Below are 22,008 nucleotides of genomic sequence, written 5' to 3'. Positions count from 1 at the left end.
CTCTACTCCGCTAGTTACGCCCCCTTCGCAGGTTCCCAGTGCCGTTGGCGCTATTTTTTTGCGTTCGGGAGATTTTCAGACATGTCCGCTTCGACCCACGCCATTGCCCCAACAGCCTCAGGCCCGCTTGGCATAAACCGCCGCACCGCCCTTACCGCCTGCGGCCTGCTGGTGATCGGCTTTGGTTTGATCGATCAGGTGGTCGACCTCCGCCAGTCGGCGCTCTATTTGCTGGGCGCCGTGCTGGGCCTGGTGCTGTACCATGCCGCCTTCGGCTTTACGTCGGCGTTTCGTGTTTTCATCGCCGACCGGCGCGGCGAAGGACTACGGGCGCAAATGCTCATGCTGGCGGTCGCGGTGTTGCTGTTCTTCCCTGCTCTCTCGGCCGGCTCGGTTTTCGGCCAGCCGGTGCAGGGCTACGTGTTTCCGATCGGCGTCTCTCTGCTCTTCGGCTCCTTCATCTTCGGGGTCGGCATGCAGCTCGGTGGTGGTTGCGCCTCCGGCACGCTCTACACGGCCGGCGGCGGCTCCGTGCGCATGCTGCTGACACTGGCGGCCTTCATTGTCGGTTCGGCCCTGGGTGCTGCTGATCTCCCCTGGTGGGCGGCCTTGCCGCACCTGCAGCCGATCTCGCTGGTGAAGGATTGGGGGCTCGTGCCGGCGCTATTGGCCAATCTCCTGGCCTTCGCCGTGATCGCTGCGGCCACGGTGGTGCTGGAGCGCCGACGCCACGGCCGGCTGGTTCAGGCACCCTCGCCGCATGCCGGCGCAGCACGCCTCTTCCGCGGCCCCTGGCCCATCCTCGGCGGCGCGGTGGCTCTTGCGGTGCTGAATTTCGCCACGTTGGTCCTTTCGGGCAGGCCTTGGGGCATCACCGCGGCCTTCGCCCTCTGGGGCTCCCAGGTGGCGCAGCAGCTCGGCGTCAACGTGACGGGCTGGCATTATTGGTCTGCGCCGGCGGCACAGGCAGCACTCCATGGCAGCGTTCTGAAGGACGTCACCTCGGTGATGGATTTTGGCATCATGGTTGGCGCCTTGTTGGCGGCAGCATTGGCCGGCCGCTTTGCGCCGGCCGCTCGGATCCCATTGCGGTCTGCCCTTGCCGCGATCGCGGGCGGCGTGATGCTCGGCTACGGCGCCCGGCTGGCCTATGGCTGCAACATTGGGTCCTATTTCTCCGGCATCGCCTCGGGCAGTCTCCATGGTTGGGTATGGATCGTCATGGCCTTCGCCGGCAACGTCGTCGGGACCCGGCTGCGCCCCCTGTTCGGCCTGGCAGTGGAGCGGCTACCCCGCCAGACCAGCTGCTGAGGCAGCCGCGGTTTCACGCTCTGCCGTGCCAATTGGCGCGGCAAAGACGAGGACTATGATCGGGGCGGAGCTGGCGCCCCCCCTTACTCCGTTAGCGGATTTTGGCTAAGCTCGCGCCACATCATTTAGACCAAGGCATGAATTCCTTTAGCTCATCTAACGACGTGCCGCCTGACAATCGCCGCCGTGAGGCGCGTGCCCGGACGCTCAGGAGCGGAAAACTGTTTTTCGGCGGTTTTCAAAAAACCGCAATCGACTGCCTGATCCGTGATCTTTCAGAAACCGGCGTGCGCATCGAAACCGCCGTGCTGATCGACGCCCCCGAGATCGCGTTTCTGCAAATCCAGGATGACATCATCGGCCCGATGAAAAAACGCTGGGCCTCCGGCAACGAGATCGGCTTCGAGTTCGAGCTCCGGAAAGAGTGATAAAAGGAAGTGGCCGCTTTTAAAAAAAGCGGCGCAAAAATTTTTGCGCCGCTGGGCCATGGGCATTGTCGCGGACAACGCCCATGGCCCAGAGTCATAAAGTTTTTTTGCTACTTTTTGTTCACAAAAAGTAGCCTTGCTTACTGCCCCGCAGCCTAGCCCAACGCCTCGACCTGAACCGGGGCCGCCGCGATACGGTCGTGCCCCTGTTTTTTCGCGGCTTCGAGTGCGGCGGCGGCGGCGCGGGTCATGGCGGCGCCGCCCGAGCCTGACGGCACGTCGCTGGGCGGCGGGACCAGGGCGGCGAGGCCCAGGCTGACCGTGACGACCGCCGACAGCTTGCTCTCCTCATGCGCAATGGCGAGATCGCGCACCGCGTCGCGCACTCGGCTAGCGATATGGAAGGCCCCGTCAATATCGGTTTCCGGCAGGATCAGCGCGAATGCCGCGCCCCCATAGCGCGCGGCGAGATCGATCGGCCGGTGCACCTCATTTTTGATCGCAAACGCGACTTGGCGCAGGCAGTCCTCGCCCGCCATATGCCCGTAAAGCTCATTGAAATGCTTGAAAAAATCGATGTCGATCAGCAGCAGGGCCAGCGGCGCCCGCTGCCGCGCCGCATAACGCCAGGCCACCGCGAGCTGCTCATCGAACCAGCCGCGATTGGCAAGGCCGGTCAACCCATCGCGGCACGCCACAGTGTCGAGCCGCGCATTCAGCTGGACCAGCTGGGCGTGGAGCCAGCCCACCTGCGCGAGGAGCACCGCCAGCACGGAACCCGCCGACAGCACGCCGATGCCGCGCGCGACATACCAGGCGAGCGTGAAGCGGCCGCCGGTGTGCAAAGTCAGCACCACGTCAAGCAGGGAGGCCAGCATCGCGATGACCAGGCCGAGATCGCGCACCGTACGGCAGCGCGTCACGGCGATGACCAGCAGCAGTGCCGCCAGGTTCAGGCCCTGCACGCCCAATCCCCAGGCGGACAGGCTGAGCTGCTGGGCGCTCAAAGGCAGCAGCCAGGCCGGCGCGACGGTCACCAGATAGCTCAAGGCGATGACGAGACCGACCGTGCCCAGCGCGAATGTCACGGCGAGCATGTTCGCCACCATGCGCCCGGACCGGGCATGGCCGCAGGCGAGCCGCGCCAGCGCATAGGCGATGACGAAGGCGGGGAAGCCACCATGCCAGAAAAACCAGAGCCAGACCGCGCTCGGCGGCGCGTACAGGCCGGGAAACATCAGAAGCTGCACAATGACGATGAGGCCGGCGAACAGATAGGCGCTGGCCAGGAAAGCTTCCGCGAGCACCCGCGTGAGACGCAGTTGCGAGAACAACAACAGCGCCGTCATCAGCTCTGTCAGAAACACCGCGGTGCCGCAGGCCGGCAGAAACGCGGCCACCGGCCGCAAGCGCAGGCCGCCAAAATACCACGAAGCGGCGGCGGCCAGACTCACCGCCACCGCGATGATCCCCATGACGAATTTATGGCGCCCTGTCGCCGGCTCGTTCGTTAGCGAAGCGGTCTCGGAGAATTCCATAAGAAACGCTGCCATCTATCTCGGATCAAAGAAAGTAGCCGCTTTTTAAAAAAAGCGGCGCAAAAACTTTTGCTATGCTGGGCCGGAGGCTGCGTCAGCGACAACGCCCCAGGCCCAGCATTAATAAAGTTTTTTTGCTACTTTTTGTTCACAAAAAGTAGTCCTTCCTTCCCTTAACCCAGCGCCTGCGCGATCGCGTTCGCGAGATCGTTGGTCCGGGCTGTCCCGCCAAGATCCGGCGTGCGCGGGGCGTCCGGCCGCGCCAGCACCGTCTCGATCGCGCGCATGATCGCAGCGGCCGCTTCGGCTTCACCGAGGTGATCCAGCATCATCGAAGCCGCCCAGATCGTGCCGATCGGATTGGCGATGCCTTGTCCCGCGATGTCCGGCGCGGACCCGTGGACGGGTTCGAACATCGAGGGGAATTTCCGCTCCGGGTTGAGATTGGCCGAGGGCGCCACCGCGATCGTGCCGGTCACGCCAGGCCCCAGATCGGAGAGGATGTCACCGAACAGATTGGAGCCGACGACCACGTCGAACCGCTCCGGCGACATCACGAAGCGCGCCGCCAGGATATCGATATGATACTGGTCAGTCCTGATTTCGGGATATTCGGCGCCGATGGCGGCAAAACGTTCGTCCCAGAACGGCATCGAATGGAAGATGCCGTTGGACTTGGTCGCCGAGGTCACGTGCTGGCGGCCCAGCGTGCGGGCCAGGTCGAAGGCGTAGCGGAGGATGCGGTCGGTCCCATAGCGGGTGAACAGCGCGACCTGTTGCACCATCTCCCGCTCGGTGCCGGCGAAAGCACGGCCGCCGAGCTGGGAATATTCGCCTTCGGTGTTCTCCCGCACGACCCAGAAGTCGATATCGCCGGGCTTCTTGCCGGCGAGCGGGCACGGTACGCCCGGCAGCAGGCGCACCGGACGCAGACTGACATACTGATCGAACTCACGGCGGATCGGAATCAGCAGACCCCAGAGCGAGACGTGATCCGGCACCCCCGGATAGCCCACGGCGCCGAGCAGGATGGCGTCGTGATCCGCAAGGCGCGCGATGCCGTCTTCGGGCATCATCCGTCCGGTCTGCTTATAGGTTTCGCAGGACCAGTCGAAATGCTGGTAAGCGAGGGTAAAACCGAACAGGGAAGCGACCCGGTCGAGAACATTTATCGCCGCCGGGACGACTTCCTTACCGATGCCGTCTCCGGCAATGACTGCAATGCTATGATGTTTCATACGCATATCGTTAGCAAAACACCGCGAAACCTCCAGCTTTTTTGCACGCAACACTGCCTTGCGGCGGCGCCGCCAAAAAAGTGTTGACAGTTACATCGACCCGTCGCATCCAGGGCGTCATGGCCCCCAGGCAAACCGACCGCGTGCCCCGCACCGCCTCCATCGTCCCGCTGGTGCGCTACGAGATCGAACGCCTGATCGGCTGCGGCGAACTGGTCGGAGGGGCGCGCATCAACGAGAGCGCCTTGGCGCTGCGCCTCGGCATCAGCCGCGGCCCGATCCGCGAAGCGTGCCGCGAGCTCGCCAATACCGGCCTGCTGCAGGCCGAGCTCAATCGCGGCTTCTTCGTCCATGAGGTGAACACCAAGCAGGCCCTCGATATCTATGATCTGCGCGCCTCGCTGTTCGGCATGGCGGGAAAACTGGCCGCGCGCGTCATCGACGCCCGCCAGCTCAGCGCGCTCGCGGCGCAGGTCGAGGCCATGGCGCAGGCGATCGCAGCACACGACCTTGCCACCTATTATCCCTTGAACGTGGCGTTCCACCAGAGCCTCATCGAGGCCGCCGACAACTATAAGCTGGCACAGCTTTGGCCCTTGCTGGAGGCCGAGCTGCATCTGTTTCGCAGGCGCGGCCTGGTGCAGGGCGGCTCAATGGAAACCTCGAACGAGGAGCACCAGGCGCTGTGGGAGGCATTGCGGGCCGGCGACGACGCGCTGGCCGGCCGCCTTGCCGAGCGCCACATCCTTGCCGGTAAAGGACGATTTTTGCGCAGCCTGGATTAGGAGCAGGCCGCCGAGACCACCCCATAACTGTCGACAATTTTGGCGCCAACGCACGCCAAAAACAATAAAGTCCCGGAGGAACAAAATGGTAGCCGATTGCGCCGCGGCGGACCAGATCTCCGGACTTTCAACCCCGGTCTAGGGCTTGGATGACCGGATCCACCAGCGTCACTTTAGGGAGAACATCATGAACGACCAGTCAAAATCGACGTTTCCGGAGGTCAAGGGCCTCACCCGCGACGTGGCGGAATTCATTCTCCGCACCAAAATCACCGACCTGCCGGCCGACGTTGTCGCGGCCGGCAAGAAGTCGATCCTGGACGGCATCGGCCTCGCGCTCGCGGGCTCGATCGCCAAGAGCGGCGAACTCGTCCGGGCGCATCTGCAGTCGCTCGGCCTTGCCGCCGATGGGCCGGCGACGGTGATCGGCACCGGCTTGCGCGCCCCCGTGCGTTTCGCCGCCTTCGCCAATGGCGTGGGCATCCATGCCGACGACTATGACGACACCCAGCTCGCGGTCGCCAAGGACCGCGTCTATGGCCTGCTCACACACCCGACCGCCCCCGCTTTGCCCGCCGCCCTCGCGACCGCCGAGGCCAAAGGCCGCTCCGGTGCGGAGATGATGCTCGCCTACCATCTCGGCGTGGAGGTGGAGTGCAAGATCGCCGAGGCCATCGCGCCGCGGCACTACCAGGAAGGCTTCCACACCACCGGCACCTGCGGGACCTTCGCGGCCGCCACGGCGGCGGCCAAGCTGCGCGGCTTCGATCTCGACCGGACGCTCCGCGCGCTCTCCATCGCAGGCAGCCAGTCGGCCGGGTTGCGCGAGAATTTCGGCACCATGACGAAGCCCTTCCATGCCGGCCGCGCCTCGGAAAACGGCGTGGTCGCCGCCGATTTCGCGGCTCTCGGCTGGACCGCGACGGACAAGATCCTGGAGGCGCCGCGCGGCTTCCTGCGCGCCGCCGGCGGCGGTTTCGACGCCGCCGCGATCCAGGACCATCTCGGCGCGCCCTGGACCTTCGCCTTCCCCGGCGTGTCCATCAAACCGCATCCCTCGGGCTCGCTCACCCATCCGGGCATGACCGAGATGCTCGATCTCATCCGCAAGCATGGCCTCACCGCGGATATGGTCGACCGCATCGATGTCGGCACCAACCACAACATGCCGAACGCGCTGATCCATCACCGTCCGCAGGACGAGCTGCAAGCGAAGTTCAGCATGGAATTCTGCATGGCCATCCTGCTGCTGGAAGGCAAAGCGGGCCTGCCGCAATTCACCGACGAAACGGTGCACCGCGCCGACGTGAAGGCGATGATCGAGCGCGTGAACTTCCACGTCCACCCGGAGGCCGAGGCCGCCGGCTACGACAAGATGACAACGATCATCGACATCCATCTGAAGGATGGCCGCACGGTGTCCGGCCGCGCCGATTTCGGCAAGGGCAGCCCGGCCAACCCGATGAGCTACGAAGAGGTGGCCGAGAAGTTCTACGGCTGCACCGAGGCGGCGCGCTGGCCCGAGGCGAAGGCCAAGGCCATCGTGGAGGCGGTGCGCCACCTTGAGGCGCTCGCCGATATTCGCGAACTCACCAGGCTCTGCGCGGCCTAGAACGCCATAGGGTGAGGTTGACGCACGGGCGCCAACCTCACCCGGTCAGGACCTGGACAGGGAAGCGGCCGCTTTTTCGATCAAAAGCGGCGCAAAAACTTCTGCACCGATGGCGCCGGCGGCGCTGAAACCGGCACGGCTAACGAGGCCCCGCGGTCCGGCTCGATCAAACATCGGACCTTTACAACCTATACTAGACATTCCGGTTAAAACGAGGCAGAATTTGCTCTAACGAAACGTTTTAAGGGCAAATTCATGTCGAACGCGGCATACGCACTTTCGAAATTTTTGGCTTGGTGAAATCAGGAGCTCTGCACGCTTAAGGCACGGGGACGCCGAACACGCTCCGCACCAAACATTTCTGTGAAGCCTGGCAACGGCAGAATATCCTCGTCAACCGGACTCTGGCGTTCGGCGCTGCTGGGCAATCGACCCGACCGAAAACTTACCGGAGCAAGGCTCATGTTCTACGCAGGCCATGACCAACTTAAATCACGATCCAATCACCTCCCCTGCCCCAGCCTGCGATCAATGTCCGTGCCATGAAGATCATTGTCATCGTCGACGATTCGGCGGCCAATCTTAGAATTTATACGAAGCTTTCCGAAACCATAGACCCCGATGTCTATGTCAAGGGTTTCCACAACCCGGAACAAGCCATCCAATGGCTGAAGAGCAACGATCCTGATTTGGTGATCACGGACTATAAAATGCCGGGCATGACCGGCGCAGAGTTCACACGACAAATCCGGGGATTATCAAGCTGCGCCGAAGTACCGGTGGTTATCGTGACCGCCTATACTGATCGTGACTTCCGGATCGAGGCACTCGAGGCGGGGGCAACTGACTTCCTGCTGAGTCCGATCGACTATGCGGAATTCCAACCGCGGGTGCGAAATTTGCTCAGGCTGAGCAATCATCAGCGACTGATCCACAAGCGCGCGAAAATATTGGAACGGGATCTGCAGCAAAGCGAACTGTTGCGCGACCAAATCCTGCGCGACAGTCACGATCAGTTAGCCCAGGTGATCGACACCGTGCCCGCCATGGTCAGTGCGATCGACCCGCAGGGGCGGAGCATCTTCGTCAACGCCTACCAGGCGTCGCTGCTTGGCCAAAGCCGGTCCAGGCCGACCGACGAGCGCGATCATCTCGTCCTCGCCACCGACCAGCCTGTGCCCAGTTTCGAGGAGGAGATCCGCGACCAGAGCGGGGAGTCCCGGACCTTCCTGTCCACCAAGACCCCCTTACGGTCAGCGGACGGCACGACCACCGGCGTTCTGACCACGTCGCTGGACATTACCGACCGCAAACGCGCCGAGGGGCAGCTCCTGTTCCAGGCGGAACACGACTATCTCACCTCATTGCCAAACCGCTATTATCTGAATCGCTGGCTGGCGCGTGAAATCGACACGAATGGGGACCGCGAGTGCCGGTTCGCGCTGTACTATATTGACCTCGACCGTTTTAAATTCGTTAACGATGGGTTTGGCCATCATTTCGGCGATCTTTTGCTGCAGGCCGTCAGCCTGCGCCTGAGAGACGCCGTGCGCAACGGCGATATCGTCTCCCGTCTCGGCGGCGATGAGTTTGCTCTTCTGCAGAGGGACGTCGGCAATCTTGCCGATGCCATCCCGTTTGCCGAGCGGATCAATCACCTGCTGCTTGCCCCCTTCACCATCGAAGGCCGAGAGGTCACCACCAGCGCCAGCATCGGTGTGACCCTTTACCCCTGCGACGGAAAAAGCGCTCAAGAGCTGCTGCAAAATGCCGATCTGGCGATGTACCGGGTGAAGGCAAGAGGCCGCAACGGCACGGAAGTTTTCAGCGAAGACATCCGGTTCCAGGCACGCGAGGCGGTGCGGATACGCAGCCTGCTGCAAGGCGCCCTGGCGCGCCACGAGTTCGTGCTGCATTACCAGCCGCAAATCGACCTCAAGACCGGCAGCGTGGTCGGCGCCGAAGCGTTAATTCGCTGGTCACAGGACGGCGGCTTGGTCGAACCGGCCAAGTTCCTGGCGATCGCGGAAGACAGCAACCTCATGCGCCCGATCGATGAATGGGTGCTGCGCGAGGCCTGCATGCAGGCGAAGCATTGGCTTGGCACCCTGGCGCAACCGATCCGGGTGGCCGTAAATCTCTCCGCACCGACCTTTCGCGACCCCAATCTGGGCGCGTGGGTGATGGATGTGCTGCGCGACGTGGGCCTGCCGCCCGCGCTGCTCGACCTCGAATTGACCGAGGGTGTATTGCTGGACCAGGACCAGACAACCAGCCGCGAGGTCGTCGCGCTGCACAAGCATGGCGTCCGCCTGTCGATCGACGATTTCGGCACCGGCTATTCATCGCTGGCACGCCTGTCGAGCCTGCACATCGATACCCTCAAGATCGACCGCTCGTTTGTGAGCCACCTCGACAAACCCAATAACATGGCGATCGTGCGGGCCGTGACCAGCCTCGGCCGGGCCCTCAATGCCGAAGTCCTCGCGGAAGGGGTGGAAACCGCCTATCAGCTCGCCCAAGTCAGGGAAGCCGGCTGCGACCTGGTGCAGGGCTATTTCACCGGTCACCCGATGGACGCCGGACAACTGGAACGCCACCTGGGGCGTTGCGACCTCAGCGACATTTTCAAGCTCGACGGCCTCGTTCGGCATGACGCTGAGGACGACGAAAACTCATGCCGTTAGCCATGACAGGCCTCCGTTCCATGCTGCAGAGGTGGCGCAGTATCGCCGCCGATGGCGAACAGCAGATGGTGGTAAACCGCTTGCTCGTCGGCGTTTTTGCACTGCTGTTCAATCTCTGGGCCAAGCCCCGAGGCTTGATGTCCGGGCTGCCGCTGCTCGCCCCCAGCCTGTATATCCTGCTGGGCTTCTTGAGTGCGTTGCATCTGCTGGCGCGGCCGACGCCCTCCTTTGTCCGCCGCGTGGCCGCGCTGACCCTTGATATCGTCTGCGCGTCCTACGAGCTGCATATCGGCGGTGCTGCCACTGTCTGGCTGTTTGCCGGCTATCTATGGATCATTTTCGGCAACGGTTTTCGCTTCGGGTCGCGTTTCCAGGTCTACGCCATGGTGCTTGCCACCGCCGGGTTCTGCGCGATGGCGGCAGTCACGCCATACTGGAGCAGCCAACCAGCCCAGATGTTCGGGGGGATCGTCAGCCTGACGGTCGTGCCGCTCTACGCGCTCGCTCTGATCAACCGATTGTCTCGCGCAAGGCAACAAGCCGAGGAGGCGAGCCGGGCAAAATCCCTGTTCCTCGCCAGCGTCAGCCACGAACTGCGCACGCCCCTGAACGCGGTCATCGGCATGGGCGCGCTGTTAGAAAGCACCACTCTCGACCGCGACCAGATGCAGATGAGCCAGACCATCATGACGGCGGCACGCAGCCTCCTGTCGTTGATCGACGGCATCCTGGACCTGTCGCAGGCCGAGGCCGGACGGATGTCGATCGCGCGCAGCGACTTCGATCTGGCGCAATTGCTCAACGACATCAAGATTATCTTCCTCGCCCAGGGACGCCTCAAGGGCGTGGAAGTCACCCTGCACGCCACCAGGCGGACAATATTTCTGCTGCACGGCGACGCCCGCAAGCTGCACGAAATACTCCTTAACCTCGTCGGCAACGCCATGAAATTCACCGAATCCGGCCATATTACGGTGGGCGTGGACATAGTGGTCCAGGAAGACGAACGGGTACGGCTGCGCTGCGAGGTAACGGATACGGGGATCGGGATCGCGGCGGAGGCACATGAGCGGATCTTCGACGTCTTTAGCCAGGCTGACGGGACGATCGTGAACCGCTTCGGCGGCACCGGGCTCGGGCTCGCCCTGGTGCGCAAGTCGGTGCAGTTTCTGGGCGGCGAGATCGGCGTGAAGAGCGCGCCCGGCGCGGGCAGCACCTTCTGGTTCGAGCTTCCGATGCAGCGTCAACCGGGCATGGCCGAGGCGGCAAAGCCTTTCACGCACCTGCGTGCCCTGGTCCTTGCCAGACGCCCGGATGTGGTTGCGCCATTGCTCGGCCGGCTGACAGATCTTGGCGTCCACGTCGCGCGCGTCGAGGCTGCCTTGCCGGATTGGCCAGCCCCGGCTCTGTCATCGGCTTGTATACTCGCCTTCGAAAGGGTCACGCCGGACGCGCTGCAGCGCCCGTTCAAAGCCGCGAGCGGTGCGAATGCGCTCTCATTCGTCGATGTCGGCGAGTGGGAGGCTGGCGACTTGCCAGACGCAGCAGCGCAGCAACGCTTCACGAGCCTCCTGCATCTGTCAGCGACGGATGCGGAGCTAACGGGGACGCTGCATTTCCTCTCTGCCGTGATGGATCACGAGAACAGGCCGGCAGTAAAGGCACAACGGCCTGCCCCGCGGGAAAGCTTCAACCTGCTCGTCGCCGACGACATTGCCACAAACCGCTCCGTCATGGAGATGATCCTCCGCTCAGCCGGCCACACGGTGACCCTTGTCGGCAATGGTGAAGAGGCCCTGGACGCGCTCGCCGAATACGTGTTCGACGCAGCACTTCTTGACGTCAACATGCCCGTCATGGACGGCATCGAGGCGGCCAAAATCTACCGGATGACCGCCCTCGGCGCGCCCACCGTCCCCCTCATTGCGCTAACTGCCGACGCGACGTCAGAGACACATGACCGTTGCCTCGAAGCGGGTATGATGGCCTGCGCCGTCAAACCGGTGGAGCCGACGCGGCTGCTCGCCATGCTCGACGAGGCGATCGGCAAGGTGCGCAGCTCACAGGCACCGCCTGCTGCGCTGGTCCATCCCCATGCGGCATCGGCCCCCTTGCGCAGCAAATTATCACCCGCGGTGGAAGCCGAGGTGGTGGAAAGTTTGCGCGTTTTGGGGGGAGAAGAATTCATGATCGACGTCATTAACCTCTTTCGCAGCGAGGCGCGCACCAAGCTACGGGGACTTTACACCGCCGCCGCCCAAGGAAACGTCACGGAATTTCGCACGCAGGCCCATGCCTTGCGCAGCGTTGCCGCGAATGTCGGCGCCCGGCAACTCTCCGAAATCTGCCTGCCGTTTCAGACCGCCTCGGGCACCGAACTGCGGCAGCGTTCGCCGGCATGGCTGGAACAGATCGATACGGAACTGAACCGCGTTGAAGTGGCGCTCACCAAATATTTTTCGGACGAACCCGTAAACTCCCGGCACTAGAGCGAAGGGAAGACTACTTTTTGTGAACAAAAAGTAGCAAAAAAACTTTTTTATGCTGGGCCATGGGCGTTGTCGGTGACAATGCCTCAGGCCCAGCATAGCAAAAGTTTTTGCGCCGCTTTTTTCAAAAAGCGGCCGCTTTATCACCGTCCACCGATGGCACGCGATCGACCAACCTGCGGGAGCGGAAACGATCCTGCGCGGTGGCGATGCGGCACATCCGGCGCAGATCCTGCTCCGAGAGGCGCAAGGCTGTGTCGACCCACAGGTCGGTGATGTCGTTCAGTTCCTCCAACGAAACCGGATTCACCCGCCGGCGCACCTTGTGGACCGCTGAAAGCGCGAGCTGGCGCGAGCGATTGCGGGCGATATACGCGCGCACCGCCTGCTCGCCCTCACCCTGCTCCACCACCATGTCGATAGCGCCGATCGCGAGCATTTCCTCGGCCGTATAGGTGCGGCCCCCAAGGATAATCTCCTCGGCCTTGAGCATGCCGACGCGGCGAGAGAGGAAACTGTAGGCGCCCATCCCCGGGTAAAGGTTGAACAGTATTTCCGGCAGCCCAAACTTCGCGTGTCGCTCGGCGATGAGCGTATCGCAGCTCAGGGCGGATTCGAACCCACCGCCGAGCGCATCCCCCTGGATGAGCGCGATTGTCATCGCCCCGTTATCGTACCCGGTGTGGTTGGCATACCCCACGGCGACACAAGCCCGGGCATACTTTTGCAACCCATCGCGATCGCGCTGGCGGATCTTCTCGGCGAACAGCGTGAGATCGCCGCCGAGGTTGAACACGCCCTGTGAGCGCGAGCCGAGGACGACGTAGTCGAACGGCGCCGGCCCGGTAACTAACAGATTTTTAATCGTCCGCTGCACGTTGGTCAGGTCGATCAGCAGTTGGGGTGTGAAGCTCGGGCGCGCCTGCGGCTTCATGAAGCACCATAAGGCGCGATCTTCCTCGGTGATGGAGACCTCAAGATCACTATAGGTCTGTCCCGCCAACACAGCCTGCGCTGACAGGCTGCCGGCCTGTCCCAGATTAGGATCGACGAGAGCCAAACCAGGCGCAATCGAAGAGGCAAGTCCCTCAGCGCCGGTCTTGGTTCGCGTGAAAGGCATGGCGTTGCGTGTCATCTTCGTCGGGGATTGAATAAAGGTCATGATGGACTCCTGGGGTGTTGAAACGAGTATCGGCAGTGAGCGACACGCATCGGCCTTGCGTCTGGATTTAAAAAATCCATGTAAGCCATTGATTTTCAAAATCACACTCGGAACCCTTAATGACTCACCAAGCAAGCCGCGTGCATGTATAGCAATATTAACCACAACTTATATTTATAATTGAGATGGAGTCGTGATTATTTCACTAGACGATGTATGTTTTTTCAAACCATACCAAAAATCAGCCGCCTGAATTCAAGGCTTCTTCGACGTCATTATGTTTTTCGCGACCCAAAACGTAGCGGATGAAACTCATCGGCTCGCATGCTGTTATTTTCCGGCATGCCGTCGCTGCTTTGCACGATATGCGACCTCAGATTGTGAGAATCGTTCGCGAATTCGCTTTGCGCTCTCTGCGGGCACGCCCTAGCCCTCTGGCCTTCCTATAGGCGAGTGCAGCCGAGGCAACATTATTGGCGACCGGCCGCTGAAAAACATAGCCACGCAGCGGTCATATCAGACTGCCTTTTGGTGTATGGGAAAAACCATGCCGGACAACCAAATCGCCGGGGCTATCCTCGCCATTCACGTTGTTGTCATCGCCTTCAATGTCGCCGGGCTCATTGTCATCCCTCTTGGCGCCTGGCGTGGCTGGCGGGTCGTCCGTATTGCCTGGCTGCGCCTGTTACACTTGGCCATGCTGGCGATCGTGACGGGACAGGCGCTTGCCGGCCGGGCTTGCTTCCTGACGATTTGGCAAACCGATCTGGCGGGAGGTGGACCGCCAACGCAGCCGCTGATCATGCACTGGGTTGACCGGCTGATCTATTGGCCCCTGCCGATATGGGTTTTTGCCGTAATGTACGTTGGCGTGTTTTTATATGTTCTGGCTCTGACAGTGCTGGTGCCGTTTTGGGGGCGTTCTCGGGCGACATGGCGCCAGGGGGGGTGACCACGCCTATCCGATAGAAGAAAGCAGCCGCTTTTTAAAAAAAGCGGCGCAAAAATTTTTGCTCCGCTGAGCCTGAGGCTGTGTCGCCGACAACGCCCATGGCCCAGCATAAATAAAGTTTTTTTGCTTCTTTTTGTTCACAAAAAGAAGTTTTTTGCTCCTACGCTGCACGAGCGCTTGAAAATTCTCTTCCTTCCTGTTGCGCGCTGCAGCGCGGGTTTTATTTGCACAGCGCTCCGGGCTGGACGTACGCTGCCCGCAACATTCAATGATCCCGGCTCAATAAGGGAGGATGAGAAATGCCCAACGCCGAAGCCCACACTCGGTTGCATGCGCCCCGCGCCATTGCCCTGGTCGGTGCCTATGGCAGCGGCAAAACCACCCTGTTCGAAGCGTTGCTGGCAGCCGCCGGGACGCGGCTGCGGCACAACGGCGACACAAAACCGCCGGAGCCCAGCACAGAGACAAGACTTGGCCACTGCACCTTCCTGGGGGATGCGTGGGCCTTGCTGGACTGTGCCGGCTCGATTGAGTTTCTCCACGAAACGGCATCCGCGCTGGCCGTGGTTGATCTTGCCGTCGTGGTTGTCGAACCGGACCCGGCGCGCGTCATCGCGCTGCGCCCAATTTTCCATTTGTTGGAGCAAGCCAAGCTGCCGTTCATCGTGTTTATCAACAAAACCGATACGCTGAAGGCCGCGCCTAGGGATCTGGTTGCGGCCCTGCAAGCCGAGGCAGACCTGCCTCTGGTGCTGCGCCAGGTCCCCATCCGCGAGGGGGAGGTGATCGCCGGTTATGTCGATCTGGTCTCCGAGCGTGCCTATCGCTACCGGCCTCATATGCGATCGGAGTTGATTCGCATGCCGGCAATGATCGCGGCAGCCGAAGCCTCGGCGCACGAGGCGCTGGTCGACACGCTCGCGGATCATGATGACGCCCTGCTGGAAAAAGTGATCGATGGCGTCATCCCGACCCCCAACGAACTCTACGAACAGCTGCACAAAGATTTAGCGGCGCGGCATCTGGCGGAGGTCATGTTCGGCGCGGCGGAACGGGCCAACGGCGTGCTGCGGCTCTGGAAGGCGCTGCGCCACGACACACCCGCCCACGCCGTCACCGCGGCACGGCACGGCATCGAACCGGACGGCCCGCCACTCGCCCAGATTTTCAAGACCAGCTACGCCGGCCAGGCGGGTAAGCTCTCCTATGCACGGATCTGGCGCGGCACGCTGCGCGATGGGGCCGGCGTCAATAACCAGCGGATCGGCGGCATCGTTCGTTTTCCCGGCCAGGACATACAGAAAATACCCGAGGCGGTAGCAGGCGATCTGGTGGCGCTCGGCCGGCTGGACTCCATGGCCACAGGTACGGTCCTTGGCGACGGGGAAACTCTGCCCTTCCCCGCGCCACCAGCGCCTGTCTATGCCCTCGCCATCGCCACGCCGGACCGCAAGGACGACGTCAAACTTTCGACAGCGCTGCAAAAACTCTTCGAAGAAGACCCCTCCCTCAGCATGAACCGTGACGCCGAAACCGGCGACACGCTCCTCGCCGGGCAGGGCGAGATCCATCTCCACCGGGCGATCGAGCGGCTGGCCAAGGCCTGGGGCCTCACCCTGACCACCGCGCGGCCACGCGTCCGGTTCAAGGAGACGATCAGCAAAGCCGTGCATGAACACGCGCGGCTCAAACGCCAAACCGGGGGGCACGGCCAGTTTGCCGACGTCAAGCTCTATCTTGAACCCCGTACGCGCGGCCAGGGGTTCCACTTCACCGACCAAATCGTCGGCGGCTCCGTGCCGCGCCAGTACATCCCTGCCGTTGCCGCCGCCGCCGAGGAGGCCATGCACAAAGGCCCATTCGGCTATCCTGTCGTCGATGTCGGCGTCACCCTGACCGAAGGCAGCTTTCATGCCGTGGATAGCTCTGACATGGCGTTCCGCTCAGCCACCCGCGCCGGCATTGCTGAAGCCCTGGCCAAAGCGGGGCCTGTGCTGCTCGAGCCGATCCACCGCGTCAAGGTCAGCGCTCCCAATATGTTCACCGCCAACGTCCAACGCCTCCTCACGACCCGGCGCGGGCAAATTCTCGGCTATGGAGAAAAGCCCGGCTGGGCCGGCTGGGACGATACCGAGGCGCTGCTCCCCGAAACCGAAATGCACAGGTTGATCCTGGACCTGCGCTCTCAAACCGCCGGACTAGGCACGTTCACTCACCACTTCGAGCATCTAACCGAAGCTGCCTCCCAGCTCGCCGAGCGAATAGCCCGCGAGGCCGCGTCACAGTAAAATAGGAAAGCAGCCGCTTTTTGAAAAAAGCGGCGCAAAAACTTCTTTTATGCTGGGCCATGGGCGGTGTCGGTCACAGCGCCCATGGCCCAGCATAATAAAGTTTTTTTGCTACTTTTTGTTCACAAAAAGTAGCCTTTCTAACTCTTCGCTGTGCGGGCGGCAGTAGAGGCCGGGCGTTGTTCTGCCCGAATAGCTGCCAAGGTCTCCGGCACCGCCCGTTTGCGCATACGTGCATCGATGATCACCGACCAGTCCGCGATGCTCAGCATGTCAGAAAAGGACCAGACAGTGACCGGCAACGTTCCGTGCGCGGCCATGGCGTGGCGCAACTCGCTGGCCGTTTCCACAAGCTGAGCGGTGAGACCTTCGAGACTCGCTGACCCGTCAAATACGGCATCGGTAAAAGCCATTCCACGCCGCGGTGCGGTCGGGGCGGGATCGTCGTGCAGAGCGACGATGTAACCGGCGCGATGCAGCACAACGGCAACCGCCGAGCCGACATCACCGCTCCCTCGTATCAGAACCAGCTTTTTCTCACCTTCGTTCATTTATGAGTCCATTACTCCGTAAAATTCCTGTTTTTTTCTCTCAGCTTCCATGTCACAGCGTAGCGAATTAGATCCTTGATGTCGTATAGGCCCAATTTCGCTTTGAGCATCGAGCAGTTGTTGGCGACCGTTTTATAGCTGACACCGATTATATCTGCGATCTGCCCAACACTCTTGCCATCGGCAAGCAGGCGGATAACGTCAATGTCGCGCGACGATAAATCCTGACCATGCCCTTGACGCTCAAGCGACCGGTGAACCATATGTTGGCAAATCGACGCCTCAATGTATCGTCTCCTATGAAAAACCTCCTCAACAGCGGTCAGTAACTCCTCTGGGCCGGCGTTCTTGGTGACATAGCCGGTCGCGCCCATCTCGATCGCGCGGTCGACATATCCAATATCGGAGTACATCGTCACAATCAGAACACGGGCGTCATTTGCTTGTCGCAGCAATCTCTTCAGCAAGGCGAACCCGCTTACATCCGGCAGATCGAGATCAAGAATGATGACGTCGGGAAGCATGTCTCTGAGGACATCGAGTGCTTCTCGTCCGGTCGTGGCGTAGCGTACGACTGTATCCGGGCGCTCTGCGAACAGCTTCGCGAAGCCTGCGCGAACGACGGCGTGATCATCAACGACCAGCACCTTCATTCCGCAGCCTCCGATCTCATGTCAGACAGCGAAAACAACGGCATGGAGGCTTGGATAAGCCACGAACATGTATGGCTGTCTTCAAAAGCTTTAAACTGACCACCGCAAGCCACCACACGCTCGCGCATGTTTTGTATTCCAAATCCTCGCTGTCCAGGCGGGCGCGCGATAACACCGTCATTCTGAATGGTGATGTCGAGCCAGCTATTCTCGGTTTCCAAAATTCCTATCCGAAATATCGTCGGCTTCGCATGTTGGAATGCGTTGCTTACAGCCTCGGTTATGACGCGTGATATCGTATCGCGAACGCTCTCTGGTGGAGAGGCCAGCATATCGCCAGCATCGACGTCAAAAATAACGGACGGAAATCGCTCACGCCAATCCTTCAACGCGTTATCCAAAATTTCCTCAATCGACAGGGTGGTATCGTGATGCGATTGAAGCCGCGTCACGATATCGCGCAGGCTCGTCTGAATCTGACCTAGGTGTCTAACGACGCCGGAAATCGTATCGCCGATTGCCTCGTTGATCCGGACGACGGGATGGCGCTTCAGTGAGGCAAGGTCGATCTTCGCGAGGAACAGAAGTGGGCCGATATCATCGTGCAGGTCTCTCGCGATATCGGCGCGCTCTTCGGCTTGTATTCTGGCCAATTGAGCTTCGAGGAGAACCGCTTGCCCCTCGCGAGCCGCGAGCTCTCGAACCAGGCGATTGAATTCTTCGGTTAGGGCACGAAGTTCTTTTGGCCCCTGGGTCTCACTCAGCCGACCGGCATGGCCATGTCGGAGCCCGGACATCCCATCCACCAATTGGGATAAAGGCGAGAGTACCCACTGCGTGGTCCACCAGATTAACGCGATCGCTGGCACCAGGAAGACCAGAACAAACAGGGCATCGTTCGTAATGTCGGCCCAAACCTCGGATGACTCATTGATGGGAATAGGCCGCAGGGTAATCGTATCGCCAGCCAGTTGGGGGGCGGATGGCGCAAAAGTCTCCAGCGGAAAGGATGGTTTGAGGAGGTTGACCAGCCATGCAGGGGCCGGAGCCTTTGCGGATGACGGCTCTGAAGCCAGGAGGATATGGTTATCTGGCCGGCTCAGCGTTGCCTCGATATTACGCGATCCATCGAACGTACGGATCAAGCGTTGCACCGCGTCGAACTGGTCATGGCCCTCCTCAATCAGGGTCAAACTGCTCGCGACTGAGGCTCTGGCCACAATAAGGGCGGTGCTCAGCTCAGTATGCACTTGCCGGCGCCCGTTCAAAATCACCGACCCGGCGCTGAGAATGACGGCAGCGCCCATGACCGCCATGATTGACAATATCAACCGTGCACGAAGTGACATCCCCAACACCTCCAAGAGCCCGTCGCCAGGGCAAGGACTCGCTCCAGGTCCTGTTTATTGCTTGATGGTCGTCTTATCATAGATATCCGCCATCTGACATATGGGAAATTCTCCCGGGAAAATCGGGAAAACATCCCGATGTGCATTCGCGCCAATCTGGTATCTTAGCCTGTGACCTTAAAAGCAAAACTTAAAAGCAAAAATCGGGCGCAGAGGGATAAGAGATGTTGAGGGTACATAATGCGTGTCGCCGGCGCGGATTTTTGGTTTTAGCCCTGACCGCTACGTCAAGCATGATCACGCTGGCATCCGCCCACGGGCAAAGCGCGAGCACAAGCCAAACCCCGTCGCCAGAAACCGTGAGCCCCACTCCTGAAGCCACAATGGTGGCGCAACCCCCCGTTGCCTATACTGTCCCGCAAGTCACGATTTCGACATCCCCGGTGACCAGCTCTGGGATCAACATCGCAAAATGGCCCCACCCCGTTCAGCAGTTCAGCACCCCGGATCTGAATGCAACTTATCCCGCCAGTCTGACAAAAACGCTGAATGAACAGGCGACCGGCGTAAACCTCGTCAACAGCCAGGCGAACCCTTATCAACCAACGATCCTTTATCATGGTTTCGAGATCTCGCCGATCCAGGGCACCCCAGCCGGCCTCAGCGTCTATGTGGACGGCGCCCGCTTCAATCAGCCCTTTGGCGATATCGCGATATGGAGCCTCATTCCCAATGACGCCATTTCATCTTTGACTCTGGAGGATGGAAATCCCGCCTTCGGTTTGAACGCCCTCGGCGGCGCCATTAACGTGCAGATGAAGAACGGATTTAATTATCACGGCGGCGAAGTGGAGGTGTCCGGCGGCTCATTCGACACCATTGGCGGCAATCTCCAATACGGCAAGCAAGTGGGCAATATCGCCACCTATATCGACGTCGGCGAGACGCACGAGGGTGGCTGGCGCGATCTGCAATCCTCGGACATCCAGAATTTTTACGGGGATTTCGGCTGGCGTGGGAGCGATTCCGAGTTCCATATCAACCTCACTCTGGCTAACTCGGTCCTGGCTGGCCCTGGGACCGTTCCCGTACAGATCCTGGATGCCGACCCTTCGGCGCAATTTACCGGCCCGAACGCGATCGCGGACAGGTATCTAAAAGTCGAGACAACCTACAATGATCAGCTGACCAAAGACACATCCCTGCAGCTGGTCGGCTATTATGACTATCTGCTCGAACGCCTGACGAATGGGAACGGGCCAAACGACTTGCCCTGCGGGCCGGGACCTGACGAAGCCTATCTCTGCCAAGGTGGGCCCGGAAACCCGGTGAGCACGACACTCGGAGGGGCGCCAATCCCGAATTTTCTGCCGACGGCAAACGCATCTGGCTTTTCCCCGTATAGCCAGCTGGATGTGAACACGACCAATACGAACGGCTATGGCGGATCGGTTCAGCTGACCAACACTATGCCGGTATTCGGCTTGAGCAATCATCTCGTCGGTGGTCTGAGCTACGACGGCGGATTCACCAAATATGGTGCTGCTGCGTATGACGGCGGAATCACCGATTTTACCCGGGTGTTCTTCACGCCGCCGGGAATTCCGAACCCCGGCTTTATTGTTGACGAACCGGGGTCGGTCCCGGTCGATGTGGTGATCCGTAACGCCTATTATGGGGCCTATCTCTCCGACACGCTCGATCTGACGAAAAAACTGGCTTTGACTTTCGGCGGCCGTTTTAATATCGCCAACACGACGCTCCACGACCAGAACCCTCCCGATCCCAATGCACCTGGGGCTGGGCTCAACGGCGGCCATTATTATATGCATGTTAACCCGACGATCGGGGCCACATATAATCTACGGCCGGCGCTAACCCTGTTCGGAAGTTACTCAGAGGAAAATGCGACACCAACGCCGGCAGAGCTTTCTTGCGCAAGCCCGGAAGATTCATGCAGCCTTGCCAACTTCTTGTCGGGTGATCCTGATCTAAAGCAGATTGTCGTCCGGACCTTCGAAGCCGGGTTTCGCGGCGCAATGCCGGGGCCGGCAAGTTCCATTTTTAGCTACAACGCTGACTACTACCATTCGGTTACGAACGACGATATCGAGTTTCTCCAATCGCCATTCAACCCGATCGGCAGCGGCTTTTTCAGCAATATTGGCAATGTATTGCGGCAAGGCATGGACCTTGGCATGCGTCTCGATGCAACGAGATGGCAAGTCTATCTGAACTACTCTCTGACGGACGCGACCTATCAAAGCTCATTTATAGCGCAAACGAATAGCCCCGCGGCTGATGCCAATGGCAACATCACAATCATGCCGGGGGACAGACTGCCCGGAATCCCCGAACATCTGATTAAATTCGGTGGGAATTATAAAATCACGCCGCGCTGGACGGTCGGAGTTACGGCGCTCGCTGAGACATCGAGTTTTCTTTTCGGTGACGAGGCGAACCTCACGCCCCAACTTCCCGGCTATTTTGTCGTGAATTTGACGACCAAATACCAGATCACGCCGAAGCTCGAGTTCTTCGGCGAAATCGATAACGTGACCAATGAGCGGTATTATGAGTATGGGACGTTTTCCCCGACGGGGGGGCCCGGTACGCCCGGTGCTGTATTTGTCGCTCAAGATCCGAACTACGATAATCCCCGCAGTTACAGTATCGCGGCGCCGATCGGCGTGTTCGTTGGCGTTCGCCTAAAAATCTGAAACCCCGCGACGGCGAGCCGATTTCCCGACGAGAAGAAAGCGGCCGCTTTTTAAAAAAAAGCGGCGCAAAAACTTTTGTCGAAGCTGGGCCTGTGGCGCTGAAACAGCACGGGCCCATCGGTGCAGAAAACTTCTTTTTGTCACAGAAAGAAACCTTCCTCTTGGCCTGCCTGAGCCACGGAATTCCGCTCCGGCAGAGCAAGCGTCATTCAAGAGTTGACATCGTGCACGCGATGAAAGTCCGG

15 protein-coding genes are annotated in these 22,008 nt (G+C 60.6%); 9 read left to right on the top strand and 6 right to left on the bottom strand.

The genetic code is table 11. The features are described from left to right. The first annotated feature begins 81 nt into the window (after positions 1–81). Both VGG47_RS15175 and VGG47_RS15170 read left to right on the top strand, forming a co-directional pair. Complete coding sequence (locus VGG47_RS15175; protein WP_331540062.1) at positions 82–1,311, top strand: YeeE/YedE family protein; 1,230 nt, start codon at positions 82–84, stop codon at positions 1,309–1,311. Between the two features lie 101 nt (positions 1,312–1,412). After that, positions 1,413–1,739 (top strand): PilZ domain-containing protein, encoded by a 327-nt coding sequence (locus VGG47_RS15170; RefSeq protein ID WP_331540060.1) that lies wholly within the window; start codon positions 1,413–1,415, stop codon positions 1,737–1,739. 155 nt (positions 1,740–1,894) lie between these two features. On the opposite strand, the gene VGG47_RS15165 is transcribed toward VGG47_RS15170, so the two are convergent. Further along, positions 1,895–3,292: a sensor domain-containing diguanylate cyclase gene (locus VGG47_RS15165; RefSeq protein ID WP_331540058.1), complete on the bottom strand. Its 1,398-nt coding sequence runs from the start codon at positions 3,290–3,292 to the stop codon at positions 1,895–1,897. A 158-nt stretch (positions 3,293–3,450) separates the two neighbouring features. Further along, the gene (locus VGG47_RS15160; RefSeq protein WP_331540056.1) at positions 3,451–4,515 is read right to left on the bottom strand and encodes a tartrate dehydrogenase; all 1,065 of its coding nucleotides are present in this window, start codon (positions 4,513–4,515) and stop codon (positions 3,451–3,453) included. Between the two features lie 119 nt (positions 4,516–4,634). On the opposite strand from VGG47_RS15160, the gene VGG47_RS15155 reads away from it, so the two are divergent. From VGG47_RS15155 to VGG47_RS15140, 4 genes are all read left to right on the top strand, one after another. Beyond that, positions 4,635–5,300, top strand: coding sequence for an FCD domain-containing protein (locus VGG47_RS15155; protein WP_331540054.1), 666 nt, complete (start codon positions 4,635–4,637; stop codon positions 5,298–5,300). A gap of 187 nt (positions 5,301–5,487) precedes the next feature. Further along, on the top strand, positions 5,488–6,912 hold the full coding sequence (locus VGG47_RS15150) for an MmgE/PrpD family protein (protein WP_331540052.1): 1,425 nt from the start codon (positions 5,488–5,490) through the stop codon (positions 6,910–6,912). 542 nt (positions 6,913–7,454) lie between these two features. Next, positions 7,455–9,599, top strand: coding sequence for a GGDEF/EAL domain-containing response regulator (locus tag VGG47_RS15145; RefSeq protein WP_331540050.1), 2,145 nt, complete (start codon positions 7,455–7,457; stop codon positions 9,597–9,599). Between the two features lie 2 nt (positions 9,600–9,601). Then, positions 9,602–12,088, top strand: a complete 2,487-nt coding sequence (locus tag VGG47_RS15140) for an ATP-binding protein (protein WP_331540048.1) — start codon at positions 9,602–9,604, stop codon at positions 12,086–12,088. Between the two features lie 124 nt (positions 12,089–12,212). On the opposite strand, the gene VGG47_RS15135 is transcribed toward VGG47_RS15140, so the two are convergent. Then, a complete protein-coding gene (locus VGG47_RS15135) occupies positions 12,213–13,250 on the bottom strand; it encodes a crotonase/enoyl-CoA hydratase family protein (RefSeq protein WP_331540046.1) in 1,038 nt (345 codons plus the stop codon). A 535-nt stretch (positions 13,251–13,785) separates the two neighbouring features. Between VGG47_RS15135 and VGG47_RS15130 the strand changes: the two genes are divergently transcribed. Together VGG47_RS15130 and VGG47_RS15125 are read left to right on the top strand one after the other, a co-directional pair. After that, a complete protein-coding gene (locus VGG47_RS15130) occupies positions 13,786–14,202 on the top strand; it encodes a DUF2784 domain-containing protein (protein WP_331540044.1) in 417 nt (138 codons plus the stop codon). A gap of 299 nt (positions 14,203–14,501) precedes the next feature. Continuing rightward, positions 14,502–16,490, top strand: a complete 1,989-nt coding sequence (locus VGG47_RS15125) for an elongation factor G (protein WP_331540042.1) — start codon at positions 14,502–14,504, stop codon at positions 16,488–16,490. A 140-nt stretch (positions 16,491–16,630) separates the two neighbouring features. Here the strand turns inward: VGG47_RS15125 and VGG47_RS15120 are convergent, their stop codons facing one another. The 3 genes from VGG47_RS15120 to VGG47_RS15110 are packed head-to-tail and all read right to left on the bottom strand — an operon-like array spanning position 16,631 to position 19,043. Continuing rightward, positions 16,631–17,041 carry a hypothetical protein gene (locus VGG47_RS15120; RefSeq protein WP_331540040.1) on the bottom strand — a complete coding sequence of 137 codons (411 nt, stop codon included), beginning with the start codon at positions 17,039–17,041 and terminating at the stop codon, positions 16,631–16,633. An 11-nt stretch (positions 17,042–17,052) separates the two neighbouring features. Beyond that, positions 17,053–17,694, bottom strand: a complete 642-nt coding sequence (locus tag VGG47_RS15115; RefSeq protein WP_331540038.1) for a response regulator transcription factor — start codon at positions 17,692–17,694, stop codon at positions 17,053–17,055. Next, positions 17,691–19,043, bottom strand: a complete 1,353-nt coding sequence (locus VGG47_RS15110) for a sensor histidine kinase (RefSeq protein WP_331540036.1) — start codon at positions 19,041–19,043, stop codon at positions 17,691–17,693. Before VGG47_RS15110 ends, VGG47_RS15115 begins: the two co-directional genes overlap by 4 nt. Before the next feature lie 293 nt (positions 19,044–19,336). On the opposite strand from VGG47_RS15110, the gene VGG47_RS15105 reads away from it, so the two are divergent. Continuing rightward, positions 19,337–21,763 carry a TonB-dependent receptor gene (locus VGG47_RS15105; protein WP_331540034.1) on the top strand — a complete coding sequence of 809 codons (2,427 nt, stop codon included), beginning with the start codon at positions 19,337–19,339 and terminating at the stop codon, positions 21,761–21,763. Positions 21,764–22,008: the final 245 nt, after the last annotated feature.

Origin of the sequence: Acidocella sp. (genome assembly GCF_036489515.1) — a bacterium.
Lineage (GTDB): Bacteria > Pseudomonadota > Alphaproteobacteria > Acetobacterales > Acetobacteraceae > Acidocella.
This window is presented reverse-complemented; position numbering and strand designations above follow the sequence as displayed.

What these genes read in the sequence shown, in the direction of transcription:
- VGG47_RS15135 (WP_331540046.1), bottom strand. Translation starts at nt 13,250, where the DNA reads ATGACCTTTATTCAATCCCCGACGAAGATGACACGCAACGCCATGCCT.
- VGG47_RS15110 (WP_331540036.1), bottom strand. Translation starts at nt 19,043, where the DNA reads ATGTCACTTCGTGCACGGTTGATATTGTCAATCATGGCGGTCATGGGC.
- VGG47_RS15120 (WP_331540040.1), bottom strand. Translation starts at nt 17,041, where the DNA reads ATGAACGAAGGTGAGAAAAAGCTGGTTCTGATACGAGGGAGCGGTGAT.
- VGG47_RS15145 (WP_331540050.1), top strand. Translation starts at nt 7,455, where the DNA reads ATGAAGATCATTGTCATCGTCGACGATTCGGCGGCCAATCTTAGAATT.
- VGG47_RS15150 (WP_331540052.1), top strand. Translation starts at nt 5,488, where the DNA reads ATGAACGACCAGTCAAAATCGACGTTTCCGGAGGTCAAGGGCCTCACC.
- VGG47_RS15125 (WP_331540042.1), top strand. Translation starts at nt 14,502, where the DNA reads ATGCCCAACGCCGAAGCCCACACTCGGTTGCATGCGCCCCGCGCCATT.
- VGG47_RS15130 (WP_331540044.1), top strand. Translation starts at nt 13,786, where the DNA reads ATGGGAAAAACCATGCCGGACAACCAAATCGCCGGGGCTATCCTCGCC.
- VGG47_RS15165 (WP_331540058.1), bottom strand. Translation starts at nt 3,292, where the DNA reads ATGGCAGCGTTTCTTATGGAATTCTCCGAGACCGCTTCGCTAACGAAC.
- VGG47_RS15160 (WP_331540056.1), bottom strand. Translation starts at nt 4,515, where the DNA reads ATGAAACATCATAGCATTGCAGTCATTGCCGGAGACGGCATCGGTAAG.
- VGG47_RS15115 (WP_331540038.1), bottom strand. Translation starts at nt 17,694, where the DNA reads ATGAAGGTGCTGGTCGTTGATGATCACGCCGTCGTTCGCGCAGGCTTC.
- VGG47_RS15175 (WP_331540062.1), top strand. Translation starts at nt 82, where the DNA reads ATGTCCGCTTCGACCCACGCCATTGCCCCAACAGCCTCAGGCCCGCTT.
- VGG47_RS15155 (WP_331540054.1), top strand. Translation starts at nt 4,635, where the DNA reads ATGGCCCCCAGGCAAACCGACCGCGTGCCCCGCACCGCCTCCATCGTC.
- VGG47_RS15105 (WP_331540034.1), top strand. Translation starts at nt 19,337, where the DNA reads ATGATCACGCTGGCATCCGCCCACGGGCAAAGCGCGAGCACAAGCCAA.
- VGG47_RS15140 (WP_331540048.1), top strand. Translation starts at nt 9,602, where the DNA reads ATGACAGGCCTCCGTTCCATGCTGCAGAGGTGGCGCAGTATCGCCGCC.